At 32.9% G+C, this 17,071-nt stretch carries 15 protein-coding genes; 9 read left to right on the top strand and 6 right to left on the bottom strand.

Translation table 11 applies throughout. The annotated features are described in order from the left end of the window. The first annotated feature begins 79 nt into the window (after window positions 1-79). The 3 genes from AC2TDS_RS13035 (at window position 80) to AC2TDS_RS13025 (ending at window position 2,659) form a co-directional block, all read left to right on the top strand. Window positions 80-928: a DUF8457 domain-containing protein gene (locus tag AC2TDS_RS13035; RefSeq protein WP_484736017.1), complete on the top strand. Its 849-nt coding sequence runs from the start codon at window positions 80-82 to the stop codon at window positions 926-928. A gap of 73 nt (window positions 929-1,001) precedes the next feature. Beyond that, window positions 1,002-1,610 carry a DUF4254 domain-containing protein gene (locus AC2TDS_RS13030; protein WP_484736016.1) on the top strand — a complete coding sequence of 203 codons (609 nt, stop codon included), beginning with the start codon at window positions 1,002-1,004 and terminating at the stop codon, window positions 1,608-1,610. 8 nt (window positions 1,611-1,618) lie between these two features. Then, a complete protein-coding gene (locus tag AC2TDS_RS13025; protein WP_484736015.1) occupies window positions 1,619-2,659 on the top strand; it encodes a glycosyltransferase family 9 protein in 1,041 nt (346 codons plus the stop codon). 53 nt (window positions 2,660-2,712) lie between these two features. Here AC2TDS_RS13025 and infB read toward each other — a convergent pair whose 3' ends face one another. From infB to rimP, 3 genes are all read right to left on the bottom strand, one after another. Beyond that, complete coding sequence (gene infB, locus AC2TDS_RS13020; RefSeq protein WP_484736014.1) at window positions 2,713-5,700, bottom strand: translation initiation factor IF-2; 2,988 nt, start codon at window positions 5,698-5,700, stop codon at window positions 2,713-2,715. A 122-nt stretch (window positions 5,701-5,822) separates the two neighbouring features. Further along, on the bottom strand, window positions 5,823-7,079 hold the full coding sequence (gene nusA, locus AC2TDS_RS13015) for a transcription termination factor NusA (protein WP_484736013.1): 1,257 nt from the start codon (window positions 7,077-7,079) through the stop codon (window positions 5,823-5,825). 14 nt (window positions 7,080-7,093) lie between these two features. Continuing rightward, on the bottom strand, window positions 7,094-7,555 hold the full coding sequence (gene rimP / locus AC2TDS_RS13010) for a ribosome assembly cofactor RimP (protein WP_484736012.1): 462 nt from the start codon (window positions 7,553-7,555) through the stop codon (window positions 7,094-7,096). Between the two features lie 158 nt (window positions 7,556-7,713). Between rimP and AC2TDS_RS13005 the strand changes: the two genes are divergently transcribed. Next, entirely contained in the window at window positions 7,714-8,541 is an 828-nt protein-coding gene (locus AC2TDS_RS13005) for a universal stress protein (protein WP_484736011.1), read from the top strand. Window positions 8,542-8,626: 85 nt separating this feature from the next. Here the strand turns inward: AC2TDS_RS13005 and AC2TDS_RS13000 are convergent, their stop codons facing one another. Next, the gene (locus AC2TDS_RS13000) at window positions 8,627-9,340 is read right to left on the bottom strand and encodes an outer membrane beta-barrel protein (RefSeq protein WP_484736010.1); all 714 of its coding nucleotides are present in this window, start codon (window positions 9,338-9,340) and stop codon (window positions 8,627-8,629) included. Between the two features lie 222 nt (window positions 9,341-9,562). Continuing rightward, window positions 9,563-10,402 (bottom strand): MaoC/PaaZ C-terminal domain-containing protein, encoded by an 840-nt coding sequence (locus AC2TDS_RS12995; RefSeq protein WP_484736009.1) that lies wholly within the window; start codon window positions 10,400-10,402, stop codon window positions 9,563-9,565. 973 nt (window positions 10,403-11,375) lie between these two features. On the opposite strand from AC2TDS_RS12995, the gene AC2TDS_RS12990 reads away from it, so the two are divergent. Then, window positions 11,376-11,813, top strand: a complete 438-nt coding sequence (locus AC2TDS_RS12990) for a hypothetical protein (protein ID WP_484736008.1) — start codon at window positions 11,376-11,378, stop codon at window positions 11,811-11,813. Between the two features lie 272 nt (window positions 11,814-12,085). Then, a complete protein-coding gene (locus AC2TDS_RS12985) occupies window positions 12,086-13,243 on the top strand; it encodes an alpha/beta hydrolase-fold protein (protein WP_484736007.1) in 1,158 nt (385 codons plus the stop codon). A gap of 1,017 nt (window positions 13,244-14,260) precedes the next feature. Here AC2TDS_RS12985 and AC2TDS_RS12980 read toward each other — a convergent pair. Continuing rightward, the gene (locus AC2TDS_RS12980) at window positions 14,261-14,596 is read right to left on the bottom strand and encodes a winged helix-turn-helix transcriptional regulator (RefSeq protein WP_484736006.1); all 336 of its coding nucleotides are present in this window, start codon (window positions 14,594-14,596) and stop codon (window positions 14,261-14,263) included. A gap of 93 nt (window positions 14,597-14,689) precedes the next feature. Here AC2TDS_RS12980 and AC2TDS_RS12975 point away from each other — a divergent pair, with 93 nt between their 5' ends. From AC2TDS_RS12975 to AC2TDS_RS12965, 3 genes are all read left to right on the top strand, one after another. After that, window positions 14,690-15,367, top strand: a complete 678-nt coding sequence (locus tag AC2TDS_RS12975) for an NAD(P)H-dependent oxidoreductase (protein ID WP_484736005.1) — start codon at window positions 14,690-14,692, stop codon at window positions 15,365-15,367. A gap of 33 nt (window positions 15,368-15,400) precedes the next feature. Beyond that, window positions 15,401-15,703 (top strand): DUF1330 domain-containing protein, encoded by a 303-nt coding sequence (locus AC2TDS_RS12970; protein WP_484736004.1) that lies wholly within the window; start codon window positions 15,401-15,403, stop codon window positions 15,701-15,703. A gap of 685 nt (window positions 15,704-16,388) precedes the next feature. Beyond that, on the top strand, window positions 16,389-16,892 hold the full coding sequence (locus AC2TDS_RS12965) for a hypothetical protein (RefSeq protein ID WP_484736003.1): 504 nt from the start codon (window positions 16,389-16,391) through the stop codon (window positions 16,890-16,892). Window positions 16,893-17,071 lie beyond the last annotated feature (179 nt).

The raw sequence follows: 17,071 nt of genomic DNA, 5'->3' as shown, positions 1-17,071 counted from the left end.
TTAATATTTGTTATTACTTTCGAATAAGGAACAAATTTATTAAAATTTAAGAGCAAAACTTAAAAACACATAACAACTTATGCACAAAAAATTAGCATCAGATTTAATCAGTTTAGCGCATAGTATCTTACAGATAAAAAATAAGGAAGACGTGTTACTCTTAAAAGAAAAGGCCTATGAGGTTTATGAAAAGCTTTCTGTTTTAGCATATGTAGAGGAATACATCAATACAACACCGAATGCTGAAGTTACCAAAGAAGAATTAATTGAAAAGATCATCGAAGCGGAAAAAAATAGAGATTCGCTATCGAAAGTCGATTCGAATACGGTAACCGAACTGCCTTTGGTTACGGATCAACAAAAAGATGAAATAAATATCAAGAACCCTACTGAGAATTCTCACAAAGATGGCGAAGTTTCCAATAAAGACACAGCTTCTTCACCTGACGAAAACCAAGAAGATGAGCTATTAGAATTAACTTCTGAACATAAAACCATCACAGAAGAGGTAATGGAACAACCTTTTGATGAGTTAGAAAATTTACTACTAGGAGATACTGATACGAAAAATGACGTCGATGATATTGGCGAGCGCAAAACGAAAACACTAGAAGACGAGCTACAAGATACTTTACCAGTTGATGTAATGGCTAATCTGTTTGAGAAAGCCGGGCCAAAGAAGTCATTAAATGATCACCTTCAAAGCACAATTCAAATTGGCTTAAACGATAGAATTGCCTTTGTAAAGCATCTTTTTGAAGGAAATCAAAACGATTTTAATCGCGTTATTTCTCAATTAAATACATTTAAAACAGAAAAAGAAGCGAAAAAATTCATTAGTAAATTAGTTAAACCAGACTATAATTGGTCTGACAAAGAAGAATATGAATTGAGATTACTAGAAATTATAGAACGTCGTTTTGTGTAAATCCAATATCTAATTTCATAAATTTCTTTTCACAATTATATAGTACATTTGTCGTTTAAAAGTTACATAAAATATGTTCACAGCAAAAGCCAATAAAATTTTTCAAGAAGTAATAAAAGACTACCATATCAAAGATAATGTTTATCAAGATTTTGTGAATAAATATGACAAAACAGAAGATTTACTTGGTCATCTGCTTTATAGAAAATGTTGGATTGATACGGTTCAGTGGCATTATGAAGACATCATTAGAGATCCTAATATTGATCCTGTTGCTGCCTTAGATTTAAAAAGAAAAATTGATGCTTCTAATCAAGATAGAACCGACATGGTTGAATACATCGATGCTTACTTTTTAGAAAAATTTAAAGACATCACTCCAAAAAATGATGCAACGATTAACACTGAAAGCCCTGCTTGGGGTATTGATAGATTGTCCATTCTTGCCTTAAAGGTATTCCACATGAACGAAGAAGCTACCAGGGTCAATGCTAGTGAAGAACACAGAAATTCTTGTCAGAAAAAGCTCGCTGTTTTATTAGAACAACGTACCGATTTATCATTGGCTATTGACACTTTACTCAATGATATCAACGATGGAGCCAAGTACATGAAGGTTTACAAACAAATGAAAATGTACAATGACGAAGAGTTAAACCCGGTACTTCGTTCACAAAAGTAGCTACTCATTTGAACACTAATAAAACGCATATTTTAGTTATTCGTCTCTCAGCAATGGGAGATGTTGCCATGACTGTTCCGGTTATCAGAGCCTTAGTACAACAGCATGATAATTTAAGAATAACCGTGTTAACACGATCTTTTTTTACTCCATTTTTTAAAGAGTTCACTAATGTTACCGTGTATACTCCGGATTTAAAAGGAAAACACAAAGGTTTTTTGGGACTGTTTAGGCTTCATCAAGAATTAGTGAAGCTTAATATTGATGTGGTCGTTGATTTACATAATGTACTGCGATCAAATATTCTTGTGAATTTATTTCGGGCCAGAGGGGTTAAATGTATTCAACTTAACAAAGGGAGAAAAGAAAAAAAACAGCTTACGATAGCGAATCCTAGTAAAAACATCTACCCTTTGAAAACGATGCATGAAAGATATGCTGACGTTTTTAATACCTTAGGTTACCCAGTTGATTTACGACCAGAATATACGGTTGTCAAAGGTGTGGTTCCAGACTTTATAAAGAAGAACGTACTTAAAGGCACAAAACTCATAGGAATTGCTCCTTTTGCTGCTTACAAAAGCAAATCTCTTCCCGTTCATATACTTCATGAATTAATTCAAGAACTACATCCCATTAAGAATACCACCATCTTGTTATTTGGAGGAGGGGCGAGTGAAAAATTATTATTAGATAAGATTGCCAACACGTATAGCAATGTCATATCTGCAGTGAAGAAAGTAAGCTTTGAAGAAGAACTACAGTTAATTTCAAACCTAGATGTAATGATTGCTATGGACTCTGGAAATGGTCATATTGCAGCGATGTATGGGGTTCATGTCCTTACTATTTGGGGAGTTACGCATCCTTATTTAGGATTTACACCTTTCAACCAACCTTTTGAAAATCAACTAATACCAAATATCAAGAAATATCCATTGATTCCAACATCTGTATACGGAAAAAGCTATCCTATGGAATATTTGAATTGTTTTGATACCATATCAGTGGAGCAAATAATAAGAGCTCTCAAACAGTATATTCAATAAAAAAAAGGTTGCTGTTAACAGCAACCTTATTTTATAATTCTGACTTTGTATTTCTACTTTAGTTTCTTTTTAACTGCTACTTCTGTGTAAGCCTCAACGGTATCACCTTCTTTGATATCATTATATCCTTTTATTTGAAGACCACAATCGTATCCTTTCGTTACTTCCTTAACGTCATCTTTAAAACGTTTTAAAGAAGTCAATACACCATCGTGCACTACGATTCCTTCTCTGATAATACGGATTTTTGCATCTCTAGTTATTTTTCCAGTCATTACCATACATCCAGCAATGTTACCAATTTTAGAGATTTTATATACTTCTCTAATTTCCACATTACCCAATATTTCTTCTTTCATCTCAGGAGATAACATTCCTTCCATTGCATCTTTCAAGTCGTTAATAGCATCATAAATAATAGAATATGTTCTGATGTCAACTTCCTCTCTATCTGCAACCGTTCTGGCATTACCTTGAGGACGCACATTAAATCCGACAATAATGGCATCTGATGCCGAAGCTAATAACACATCTGATTCTGTAATGGCTCCAACTCCTTTATGTAAAATATTTACTTGAATTTCTTCAGTAGATAGTTTCTGGAACGAATCTGTTAATGCTTCTACTGAACCATCTACATCTCCTTTAAGGATTATATTGAGTTCTTTAAAGTCTCCTAACGCAATACGACGTCCTATTTCATCTAAGGTTAACGTTTTCTGTGTTCTTACAGATTGCTCACGTTGTAATTGCGATCGTTTTGCAGCAATTTGTTTTGCTTCACGTTCATCATCAAAAACATTAAACTTATCACCTGCTTGCGGTGCGCCATCCAACCCTAATATAGAAACTGGCGTAGATGGGTCAGCGACCTTAACTTTATTTCCTTTATCATCGAACATTGCTCTTACCTTACCACTGTGTTTACCTGCCAATATGTAATCTCCAATTTCTAATGTTCCTGCCTGTACTAGTATTGTAGATACATAACCTCTACCTTTATCTAATAAAGCTTCTACAACAGCACCACTTGCATTTTTCTTTGGGTTTGCTTTTAACTCTAACACCTCTGCTTCTAATAATACCTTTTCTAACAGTTCATCTATTCCTTGCCCTGTTTTAGCAGATATTTCTTGAGATTGTACGTTACCACCCCAATCTTCTACTAATAAGTTCATAGCAGATAATTGTGTTTTAATATTATCAGGGTTCGCGTTTGGCTTGTCTATTTTGTTGATTGCAAAAATAATAGGTACTCCCGCAGCTTGTGCATGTGATATCGCTTCCTTTGTTTGCGGCATTACATCATCATCTGCAGCTACCACAATAATTACTAAATCTGTAACCTGTGCCCCACGAGCACGCATTGCTGTAAAGGCCTCGTGACCTGGTGTATCTAAAAATGCAATTTTCTGATCACCAACATTTACAGAGTAAGCTCCGATATGCTGTGTAATCCCACCTGATTCACCTTCAATTACATTAGCTTTACGCACATAATCTAATAACGAAGTTTTACCGTGATCAACGTGTCCCATTACGGTAACAATCGGTGCACGTGTTATTAAATCTTCTGGTTTATCTTCTACATCTTCAATTGATTCTTCTACTTCAGCTCCAACAAACTCAACTGTATAATTGAATTCTTCCGCAACGATAGCCAGTGTTTCAGCATCTAAACGTTGGTTCATGGTTACCATCATCCCCAACATCATACAAGAAGATATAATATTAGTTACAGGTACATCCATCATGGTTGCTACTTCACTTACTGTTACAAACTCAGTAACTTTCAACACTTTACTTTCTGCTTTTGCAGCTTGTAAGTCTTTTTCAACTTGTTGACGGTGTTGATCTCTCTTATCTCTACGGTACTTAGCTCCTTTACCTTTGCTAGATTTACCTTGCAGTTTCTCTAAAGTTTCTCTTACTTGTTTTTGGACCTGAGCTTCCGTTAATTCTTCTTTTTGAACAATTGGTCTTCTTCCTCTTTGTCCGCCGCGATTCTGACCACCTCTGTTAGGCCCACCAGAACGATTTTGACCAGGTCTATTTGGCCCACCTCCAGTGCGGTTCCCTTGTCCTTGTGGTCTAGCAGTATTGTTTCCTGAACCAGCATTTGGTTTGCTTATTCTCTTACGCTTTTTCTTATCTCCATCCTTGTTCGCACCACTTGCCTTCGGATCTGGTTTTTTCTTTTTAGGTCTTTCAAATTTCTTTAAATCAATTTTCTGACCCGTAATTCTAGGCCCATCAAGTTTTTTATACTGAGTTTTTATTTTTTCAGCATTCTCAGCAGTAATTTCTACTGCCTTTTCAACTTGCTTAGGTTTATCTACTTTTTTAACCCTATCGGTTTTTATTTGCTCTACCGCCTTATCGATTCCTTTTTTAGAAAACGTAGAAGTCTTAGATATTTCAGGCTTCTTGGTCACTTGAGATTTTTTGGTAACTTCAGACTTTTCTGTCTTCTTTTCCGCCACAGGTTTTTCTTCTTTTGGCTTTTCTTCTTTTGGCTTTACTTCTTTTGGCTCCACTTCTTTAGTTTTCACTTCTATAGCCTCTTTCGGTTGGTCTTCCTGTTTTTCGGGAGCTTTTACCTCCTTTTTCACTTCTTCTAATACAGGCTCAGCAACCTCTGGTTTTGGCTCTTTTTTCACCTCTTCTGTAATATTTTTACCAGTTTCTATATTTATTTTACCAACAGTTTTAAGTTCGAGTTTTGCTGATTTGGCTTTTAAAACTTCTTGTTTTTTAGCTTCTTCTTCCAAACGTTTCTTCTCTTGTTCTGCCTCCAATTGTTGTCGAATCGCCTCCTTTTCCTTTCTCTTCTCTTCGCTCACCTCTTTGGATGCAACTTTCTTAGACTTATCTGTTTGGAACCCATCAAGCAGCACCTGATATTCTGTATCAGAAATCTTTGTTGTAGGACGAGCTTCAACGTCATAACCGTTCTTAGCTAAGTGTTCTACAGCTCTATCTAAAGAAATGTTTAATTCTCTTAAAACCTTGTTCAGTCTTAATTTGTTGCCTTCAGCCATAAATTATTTTATTCATTTTATTAAAGAACACACTTTACAATTACACTTATAGTTATGTTCTTTTTCTTAATTTGTTATATTTAGCATAGATTATGCAAGGTAACTAACAACCTTTCTATATCTTATTCTTCGAATTCTTCTCTCAAAATTCGTTGAACATCCATAATTGTTTCCTCTTCTAGGTCTGTTCTTTGGATTAACATTGAAACGTCTTTTTCAAGAACACTTTTCGCTGTATCTAACCCAATTTTCTTGAACTCTGCTATTACCCAAGCTTCAATTTCATCAGAGAATTCTGTCAATTCAACATCTTCTTCTTCTAAACCTTCTCTTTGAACGTCTATTTCGTACCCTGTTAACTCACTCGCCAAACGTATATTAACTCCTGAGCGCCCAATTGCTTTTGAAACTTCTTCTGGCTTTAACAACACATTTACACGTCCTTTTTTACCACCTTTTTCCTCTTCAAACTTCTCAATTTTAACAGACACTACTTTTGCAGGGCTCAATGCTCTTGAAATAAACAATTGTTCATTTTTCGTATAGTTAATAACATCGATATTTTCATTCCCTAATTCACGCACAATACCGTGAATACGCGACCCTTTAACACCTACACAGGCACCTACAGGATCAATACGATCATCGTAAGAATCTACGGCGATTTTAGCTTTATCTCCAGGTATTCTGGCAACACCTTCAATGGTTATTAACCCATCAAATACTTCAGGTATTTCTTGTTCAAAAAGTTTCACTAAAAACTTAGGTGATGTTCTAGACAATATGATTGTCGGCTTATTCCCTCTAAGTTCTACAGATTTTATAACGCCTCTAACGGTATCTCCTTTTCTAAAAAAGTCTGAACGGATTTGTTCACTTTTTGGTAATACTATTTCATTCCCTTCATCATCCAGCAAAATTACCGCGTTATGACGAATATGGTGCACTTCCGCAGTATAAATCTCTCCTTCCAAGTCTTTAAATTGCTTAAAGATATTCGTGCTGTCGTGTTCGTGAATTTTTGATATTAAATTTTGACGTAATGCTAATATTGCTCTTCTTCCTAAATCTACTAATTTAACTTCTTCAGAAACATCTTCTCCAATTTCAAAATCTGGCTCAATTTTTCTTGCTTCAGCTAATTCAATTTCTTCATTATCGTCTTCAGACATTCCATCAGCCACTACGACTCTATTTCGCCAAATCTCTAAATCTCCTTTATCAGGGTTTATAATAATGTCGAAATTATCATCAGATCCAAATCTACGCTTCAAAGCAGCTCTAAACACCTCTTCTAATATAGACATTAGTGTTACTCTATCAATGCTTTTATTGTCTTTAAACTCTGAAAATGACTCGATTAACGCAATATTTTCCATCTCATTATCTTAAATTAAAATATAATCTTCACTTTTGCTTCTTTAATATCTTCATAAGGCAGTGTTTTTGTTTTCTCTACCGTATGTTTTCCTTTACCTATTGGCTTTGGTTCCCTTGTTTTCCAATGTAAGGTAACCTCTTTCTCTGTTACGCTGGTTAATGTTCCTTCGTACTCTTCAGATTCCGTCTTTACCTTTAATATTCTATTGACATTCTTTTTATACTGTCGTTTAACTTTAAGAGGGTGGGCAATATCTGGGGTTGTTACTTCTAGTGAAAAGTCTTCTTCTTCTCTATCTAAGTTATGTTCAATCTTTCTGCTAATACGTACACATTCACTCAGTGGCACTCCATTATCTCCATCAACTATTACTTTTATTTTATTATTGGCCAAAAACTGTAATTCTATTAAAAACAGTAAATCATTCTCGCCCAACGCTTCTTGTAATAATTCTTTGACTCTTTCTTGATTCATTATAGGTATAAAAAGAGGGGACTCACGTCCCCTACATCAATAAACTCTTTTAAATTCACTGCAAATATACTAACTTATTACTTAACACACAAGTAGGTTTTATCTAATTTTTTTCGTATTTTTAAGGAGTTACTTTCTTTTAACTCCTAATTTTAATTATGAAAAACATCTTAATTCCCATTGACTTTTCGAAACATTCAAAATACGCTTGTGCCCTTGCTGCCAAAATTGCAAAAAAAACTAGCGGTGACGTTCATTTGCTTCATATGGTTGAATTACCAACAGGTATTATAGACATGGGTTCTGGTAACAATTTCAGTATTCCTGAAAGCATGTTGTATATACGAAAAGTGCGAGACAATCTTCTCGATTTAAAAAGCAAGTATTTTTCTGACATCCCAAGGGCACATCATGCGATACGATTTCAAAATCCATATGAGGGCATCAAAGACTACTCAGAAAAATATGGTATCGATATGATCGTCATGGGATCTAAAGGTCATACTGCATTGGAAGAAATAATAATAGGCTCTAACACTGAAAAAACTGTTAGAAGCATGGGGATACCTGTTTTAGTGACAAAAAAAGAGAACGATGATTTTAAATTAAAAAAGTTTGTATTTGCATCAACTTTTGAAAAGGATGAAGCAAAAGCGTTTAGTAATTTCATCGATTTCACAAGCTATTTTAAAAGTAAAATATACTTGCTAAAGATAAACACTCCTCAAAATTTTGAAAACACCACAAAATCGATGAACAAAGTGGAATCATTTATAGAAAACCATAATATTCATAACTATTCTATATGTATATATAACGATAAAACAGTTGAGGAAGGTGTTCTCAATTTTTCTAAAGAAAAAAATGTAGATTTAATCTCATTAGCGACTCATGGTAGAGGCGGACTATCACGATTTTTTAACGGAAGTGTTTCCCTAAACTTATCTAAAAATGTATTAAAACCCGTTTTAACTTACAAAATATAAAAAACATAGCCTGAGCTATTAACTAACACTTATAACCCAAAAACAGTTGAATAAGAGACCTCTTATTCAACTGTTTTTTTATGCGTTAATAAAACCTGTATGCAATAGACAAACCTAGGTTAAACGACTGAATTTTTGGCTTATAGCTATTTGTTACCGCAACATTATCTTTCGATGTTACCACATCTGGTATCCTTACAAACCCCCTGCTAAAGGTATAGGTTGGCAATAACGAAAAGTGTTTACCTAAATCTCTACGAAAACCGAATCCTATCTCAGCCCCTAAGCCTAATCCTGTTTCAGAACTTCTGTTATAGCTCTTATTAAGAACCGTAGGTGAGCTGATATCAACACCTGGATTCGTAGCAACCAAGGGGCCTAAACCAATACGTGGAAAACAAACCATTTTCTCAGTAATTTTTACTTGATAAGCAAGACCAACCATAAAAGAATACACTTGCCATTTTTCATTACTCCCTGAAAAGTCAGCTTCTGGATTTTCAGAATTATATAGATCAATTAAATCACCGATTTCAGTATCATAGGTTTGATATCTAAACGCCCCGGTAAGTGTTATTCTTTCTTTTAATAAAAAACCTCCATATATGTCTAGTTTTTTACCGTTTTTAGCAAACCCTGCCTGCGAATTATTGATATCGGTATCTTTAAAATCACCCACAGAATAACTTGATCCATACGATGCTCCAAGATAAAATTTGAGTGTTTTTACCTCGTCTTGGGCCACCAAGGTTTCACTCCATAGTACTATTAAAAAAAGAAAACATATTTTTTTCATCATCCTAAAATTGATTTTTGGGGCACGAAATTAGGAAGTCTAACCACTAAAACTCTCAACAAATGTAAAGAAATTAATAAGCATACCTTTTGGATTCAACATCTCTATTGAAAAATTAACGCTAGAAAAATTTAATATCTAGTTAACAATTCCTTTACTCTTTTACGAAATCATAATAAATGATCTAAAATCAACATACTTGGAGTAAGTTCATTCTCATCCATACTATTTAATACTACCAGTTATTAATTCTTTTGATCCCGTAGCGTTCATCAAATGAAAATAGATTTGTTTATCTATCGGATTACTCCATTCAAGTATAGGTTCATTAGGTAAGAAAACAGGATTTTTAAAATTAACTATTATTTCTGAAATCTCGATGCTATATTTATTTAGCATCAACTGTTCTATTTTACAAACAGCATACCATCCATGCATGATTACACCTTTAAAACCAAGCATCTTTGCAAATAGCGTAAGAGTATGGATGGGGTTTTTATCTCCTGATATATTCGCATATATTCTGGCTGTATTTTTTTCTAAATTCCATTGTTCTTTCCTTAGATAAGATTTGTTGTCTGAGATTACTTGCTTTGTTTTCAGGTTGTTTTTAGATTTCCTTTTTACAATATACGTACTCTTACAGGACGCGATGTGTTTTCCACATTGAAAAACATCCACCTGAAAAACAGGAATAAGCGCTCCATCTCTTTTGTAATCAACATCAACTGCCATTCTGATATCTACTGCTTCATTTATCACATAGTCATTATACTTTATCAAGCTATTTTCAACATGAACCATTCCAGGAATTGCCAACGTAAATTCAGGATCAAGCATGATATAGGTTTGTGCTCTTTGTACCAAAACATATAGAAATGAAATAGGAGTTTGGTTACTAAAATTAAAGTATTTAATAAACTCATGAAGTTTTGAGGAGTCCATATAGATTCCTTCATACGTCCGTTTCATATGAATTCCTTCTTCAGATATCCTTTTTCCTTTTCGTAATGTTAGAAAAGCAGGTAAAATCATTGAAGCCATTCCGGGTAAATTGTTTTTCATGCTAATATTTATTTGTAATTATCTAAATCTGGTTGAGCAAAACCTACCATCATTGAAACCGTTATGTAAAATCCAATGATGTGTATGATTTCAATAATATCTTGTTCTGTAAAATGCTAACTCATATTTTCTGCAATATCGTTATTTACTTTTTATATTTTGACCAATAATTCAATGAGTTAGAACAGTATTAGGTCCGTTTCACCCCATGCATCTGGATAACATGTTGGATGAACTATATCAAAAACCTACTCCAATGACAGCCCCATCTTTAATGAAATAGTTTCTACGTAGAGTGCATATTCATGACTATAATTGCACACAATGTAGGTTCTCAAAATGATCTATTCTCTAGTAGACGTAGGCAATCTTTGATGGTCAAATACGCCTGTTTTACCGATAAAATTATTGTATACTAACTTCGTAAAAAGTCCTTGTTTTTAGCAATAATACGGTATAATACGATTTACAGATAAATATATTCGTGTATAGGTATTAAAATATTATAAGTTAGTTTAAGGCATAAAACTTTAGCATAGCCAAGCTATGGTTAAGTTTTATAACGCAAAAATAGCCACAAAAAAAATAATAGATATGCGAAAATTTAATTGTAAACCGTTTAAGTTGGGATTGGTAAGGAACTTGGAAAAATGGTGTCCATAATTTTCTGAATTTCCTTCTCCAAAGGAAATCCTAAAGGGGTAAATCTATTATTCATATACTGAACGACTGGTATGTTTTAAAATTAAAAAAAAGTATCGAATAAAGGATTACAACCATCAGACTTGGATGCTGCTATTGCCGGCTTTTCCAAAAACAGGTAATCCTTTAGCTTAACCATATACAATTATGTCGGTAGCAAACCCATAATATCACATTAGTTATCTTGTTTGTAGTATATTAACATCAAAAACATTTTCGTTACTATGTAGCTAAAACGAATAACTCGCGAAGGCAGACATTATATATTAGTATGAAATTAGAACTATTTATTAAAACACTACTTACATTATTCTTCCTTATTAGCTGTAAAAACAATGAAAAGAGAATTAGAAACGAGTTCTTTTACCCAAATACAGCAGAAGTTTCACAAAGAAAGTGCCAACCATTAGACGTAACATTGTTCACAGATTTAAACCATTTGGTTGACAGCCTTGAACGTCTAAAATATAACGGCAAAAAAGGATATTTAAAAATTAAAAAAGATAATTCAGTGTATCCAGTGGTAATTTCTACCACTCTTGGCAAATGCCATCCTAGTATTCTACAATTGAAAAATATTCTGAGCATATCAACAGATCATGTAAAAAAAGAAAAAGTATATCCAATTCTTGATTTAAAGCATGTTATAAAAAAAAATTTACTCAATTACGGAAAGACAATAAGTATTCAGATTCTCCAGAAAAACTAGTTATTTCTTTAACAAGCGAGCTATATGGATTGGAAGATTTAATCATCAAATTGGTTAAGGTATTTAAGGAAATTCAAAAGGAAGAATCAAATCTGTTACCTATAAATATTGTTATCAATAGAAAAATGGTACTATACCCACCATTACGAAAACATTAAACATTCAATAAGTACCTTTTTTCAACAATTTGTATATTGCCTTTTCTTTACATAGCATGAAAACACACTAAGTATACTATTACAAACATGAAATTACACTACCTGCATTTGATTATGTCCTTATTTATAGGGACAACAACTCTTAATTCTCAGAACATAGAACCTATTGTAATCGGAGAAAAACAATCCATTCAATCAGAAATTCTGTCCGAAGAAAGAGCCTATTGGATAAGCTTACCTACATCGTATCACGATAGCCATAAGACTTATAAAAGGTACCCTATTCTCGTTTTATTAGATGGTTCGGTACACTTCACATCGTCCGTTGGAATGGTTCAATTTATGAGTAGAGCAAAAAATGGCAGTAGACAAATTCCAGAAATGATCGTAATTGGCCTTATGAATTTAGATCGAGCAAGAGATTTTACGCCAGACAAAATTACTACTAAGAGAGCAAATAATACTGGGGGCGGTGATCAATTTTTAGCTTTTTTAGAAAAAGAACTCATCCCTCAAATAGATAAAAACTATAGAACCATACCTTATCGGATATTATTTGGTCATTCATTAGGAGGGCTGATTACCGCACATGCGTATTTACAAGAGCATACTATATTTAATGCCTTTTTATCAATAGACCCAAGTTTTGGCACATGGAACCATAGTGTAATGAATGAAAAACTAAAAAATATTAAAGAAAAAATATTTGATCGACCTATTTATATTGCTACGGCAAATTGGGGTAAAAGAAACATACGGAATAGAGATCGACATATACGCTTTTATGAGTCGCTAAATAACCTATGTAAAACCGATTACAAAGGTGCATTAGAATATTTCGAAAATGAAAATCATAGTACAGTATCGTTACCCGCATTTTACAACGGCATGTCTTATCTCTTCAAAGGTTATAATTATTCTTCTCGTAATGCTACCAATCCAGAAGACTTAATAAGTTCGTTTAAAAATATATCAAAAAACTTGTCTTATGAATTTATGGCGCCAGAAGAATTAGCGAATACCATAGGGTATAGAAAGTTAAGAAGCAACAGAAAGAAAGACAAAAAGATGTCAATTGATTTTTTTGACTTGAATGTAAAAAATTATCCAGCATCGTATAATGCGCATGATAGTTTAGGAGAAGCAGCATTGGAACTTGGATTACTGAAAAAAGCCCTTAAAAGTTACGAAACATCTTTACAATTAAATCCGAATAATGAAAATGCGAAAAACAAGATCAGCAACATAAAAAAAAGACTGGACACCAACTAAACTGGTAAACCATGAATAGGTTACATACTATATTAAGGCTGTACTTTCTCCGATATCATCATCGTATAATACTTATCCCTCACACCTTTTATAAGGTGTTTTTTTATGTCACGGATTTCAGTAAACAAATTAATCAATTAGTGGTAGTTTAATAAAGCTCCCTAAGGAGCTTTATGTGAACTATTTCTAAAACATTTCCCCATGTAAAAATGTCAAATAGATGACAAAAATAAGGAAAGGATGAGCGAAACAAAATAGAGAGAAACACTGAAAACAGGACAAGGGAAAACCATTAAAAAAAAGTAGAATCTCAGGTACTCAAAACTAAAATGTTCATTAACATAATGATGCTAAAAACCATACAATAACAATTTTATAAAATAGATCATGTTAGTGCTTTGAATTTTATTTTCTAACAACAACCTCAACTTTTTACCCGCTGACTTTCAGCTATATACACGCCCTTTGTGTTTAGAGAAATTTTAAAGACTACTCTTAAATTGCTATATTGCAGACGATATATAAACAGTTGACTATATACGTTAGTTATGTATAATCACTCCTATTGGCGGTGAAACCAATTAATTGCGAATTAAGCTAGATAAAATTGCTTACTCGGATGAAAAGAAGATTGATTATCATAACGTAAGCAGTACAATGATGAATTCCACAAAACAATTATGATTTGAAATTACTATAACAACATGATGATTTTATCTTTATACAAATTATAAAAATCAAGCATAGACATAGTTAATGGTTTCTGTTTCTAATGACAAAGAAAGGAAAAGAGCATTTTATACCAATTCTTAGGTGAATTTACACAACCATTTCCTTGCTGTCATGCTTATATCTTACCCATAAATCGGCATTTCCCATAAACAATTATTGTCCGTAAACTAACATCTAAATCAAATTATTACGATGACTATAATTTGTATATATTATTAGACCTTAGCGGTATGTTTATGAAAAAATAGAATTTTTGAAAAGATTTCCATTAGCAACAAACTAAAACTACTTAACGTAATTTGCAACAACAGATGTGCCCCAATCTGCAATAGATTGTATCAAAGGTATTAATGTTTTACCAAAATCCGTTAGGGAGTATTCCACCTTTAATGGCGGTTTAGTAGTATAAACTTTTCTTTTAATTATACCATCTTCTTCCAATGTTTTCAATTGCAAACTTAGTGTTCTTTCTGTAACAGTTGGCATTTCTTTTCTTAACTCATTATAGCGCAATGCGCCATCAATTAAATGGAATAAGATTACTATTTTCCATTTACCACCAATTATCCCCATTGTTAAACTAGCAGAACAAGGGTATTCTTTTCCTTTAAAATTATACATAATTTATACTATCCTTTTTGACCGTTATTGCAAAGATAAATGACCATACTTACTTTTGCAACTATAAAATTTATAGTAAAAAAGGTTAAACTTATGGAAACAACAAAAATTTCAAAAACAGACATTATAAATGCATTTGAATTTAGACACGCTTGCAAAGAATTTGATAGCACCAAAAAGATACCTAATGAGGACATCAATTGTATTCTACATACTGCAAATTTAACACCAAGTTCATTTGGATTAGAACCTTGGCATTTTATAGTTGTTCAAGATCATGAATTAAGGGAACTATTAAAGCCTGTAGCTTGGGGAGCACCTTTAAAATTAGACACAGCAAGTCATTTTATTTTAGGATTAAGTATGAAAGCACCAATGACCAAGTGGAATTCGGATTATATAATGCATATGATGAAAAACATAAAACAATTACCAGAAGATGTACTCAAAATGTATTCAAAATTTTACAGAGAATTTCAAGAGAGAGATTTTAATTTAGATACTGATAAAAAACTTTTTGATTGGGCGTCAAAACAAACCTACATCGCTTTAGGGAATATGGTAACCTCAGCAGCTTTACTCGGTGTAGATTCCTGCCCAATCGAAGGATTTCATCAAGAAAAAGCTGAAAAACTTTTAAAAGAAAAATTTGGTGTTGACACCCATAAATATGGTTTATCTTATATGATTGCTTTTGGATATAGAAAAAACGATCCTGCACACGAAAAATCAAGAAGAGATATACAAGATATAGTTACTTGGAAATACTAATTTGAAAATAACATAAACAATTAAAACAACAATATGATTTATTACTCAGTATTAGACGTTACACCTACAACAGATTCTTGGATCCCAGCATATCTTGCTGAAACAGGAAAATTAGTAAAAAAACACGGTGGCAGATATTTGTCTAGAACAACATCTCACGAACAATTAGAAGGCGAAAAAAATGAAGCAGAACTTAGAATTATCTTAGAATGGCCTTCTAAACAAAATGCTTTGGATTTTATGAACGACTCTGAATATGTTCAGCACTTAAAGGCTAGAACAAAAGGCTCTACCAGTCATCATTATCTTATAGAAGCAAAAGATGATTTGGGGTAATCATTGACAATAATTAAAGAGCTTTTAATGAATGTAAAAGCTCTTTAATAAAATCTAAAAAGAACAAAATAATATTAATAACAGTAAATCCTGGCGGAATTGGCAAGTTAACGTCAATTAAACTAGCAAAAGATGTACTTAAAATTCTTGTTCACGGAATAAATCAAGGATAGGTTGTTACTCTGGAGAGAAACCCTAATAAAACCCTGAAATTGAACGGAATATGGCTTTTTGAAATAATTCTAATCCAGAACCTTGAATGGCAATTAAAACAGTATAAGATATTCTAATCTCAAAAAAAACCTAATGATTAGATAAAAATAGAAAAGATACTTGGGATAACAATCAAAGAGGGCAATTCCATTTCTGGAAAAAAAGGTATTGAGAAATCAAAAAAGATTAGAAGATAAAGAATTTCCAACATAATTTGTTTCAGTTAAGTAATATTATGATGAATCTCTTTTCCAATAATTGAAATCACCCTCTATATTAATATTTTATCTTGCGATAAAATAAAGATGCCCATACTGGGCACACATACAAGGGTATAGTTCATCGTGGTTCTGAATCTTATTTAGTAAAATAATAGCTTTATCAAAGTTTCCATTTTATTTGTTAACTTAGACCCAAAATAACACAACAAACCATACCCCAAACGTTATAAACAAGCTGAAAAACCAAAACCATGATACATTTAATTTGGTCTATAATTAACGGAATGATTGTCTTATACTTCCTATATCTGATTGTTGGATTTATAGCTAAAGGAAAACGAATTTTTAAACCTCAATTTAAGGTTGTTTCAATTTTTATAATTGGAATTGGAATTGTTCAAATAATTTCTGCCTCTAATTCAGAAAAAAAACCAAACCGAATATCAATAACTGAAGATTATAAAAGAGAATATAACTCAGAAATTAAGCAAGTAGTGTTGGAAGACAATTGGACTTTTGACATAAATATGCTTGTACAATATTCCATTGAGCAAGACCAATATATTCCGATTGAAAGTAACAGCTTTTTGACAGGATTCGTAAGTGGCTACCATTGGGAATTTAATTCAATTGACACAGAGAATTTGAATCTGAATGGAAAAGCGGAATTTATAGCAAACGGAGTTTTAAAGTGGAATCTTTTTGGAATCACAGTATATAGTGAATCCAAAACATTTAAGGGTACAATTGAATAAAAGCCAGTTTACAATCGAATAGACGGCTCTCCTCGTTAAAGAAGAGAGTGCGCCTCTCACACCACCGTACATACGGATCTCGTATACGGCGGTTCATTATATCAGAACTTTACTTTATGGTAATACCCCAACAAAACATATAACTTAATTTCCCACAAAGCACCTTAAACAAGGTGTTT

This window comes from Tenacibaculum profundicola (assembly GCF_057220795.1).
Note: the sequence above shows the minus strand (reverse complement) of the source record. Positions and strands in the feature narration are given on the sequence as shown.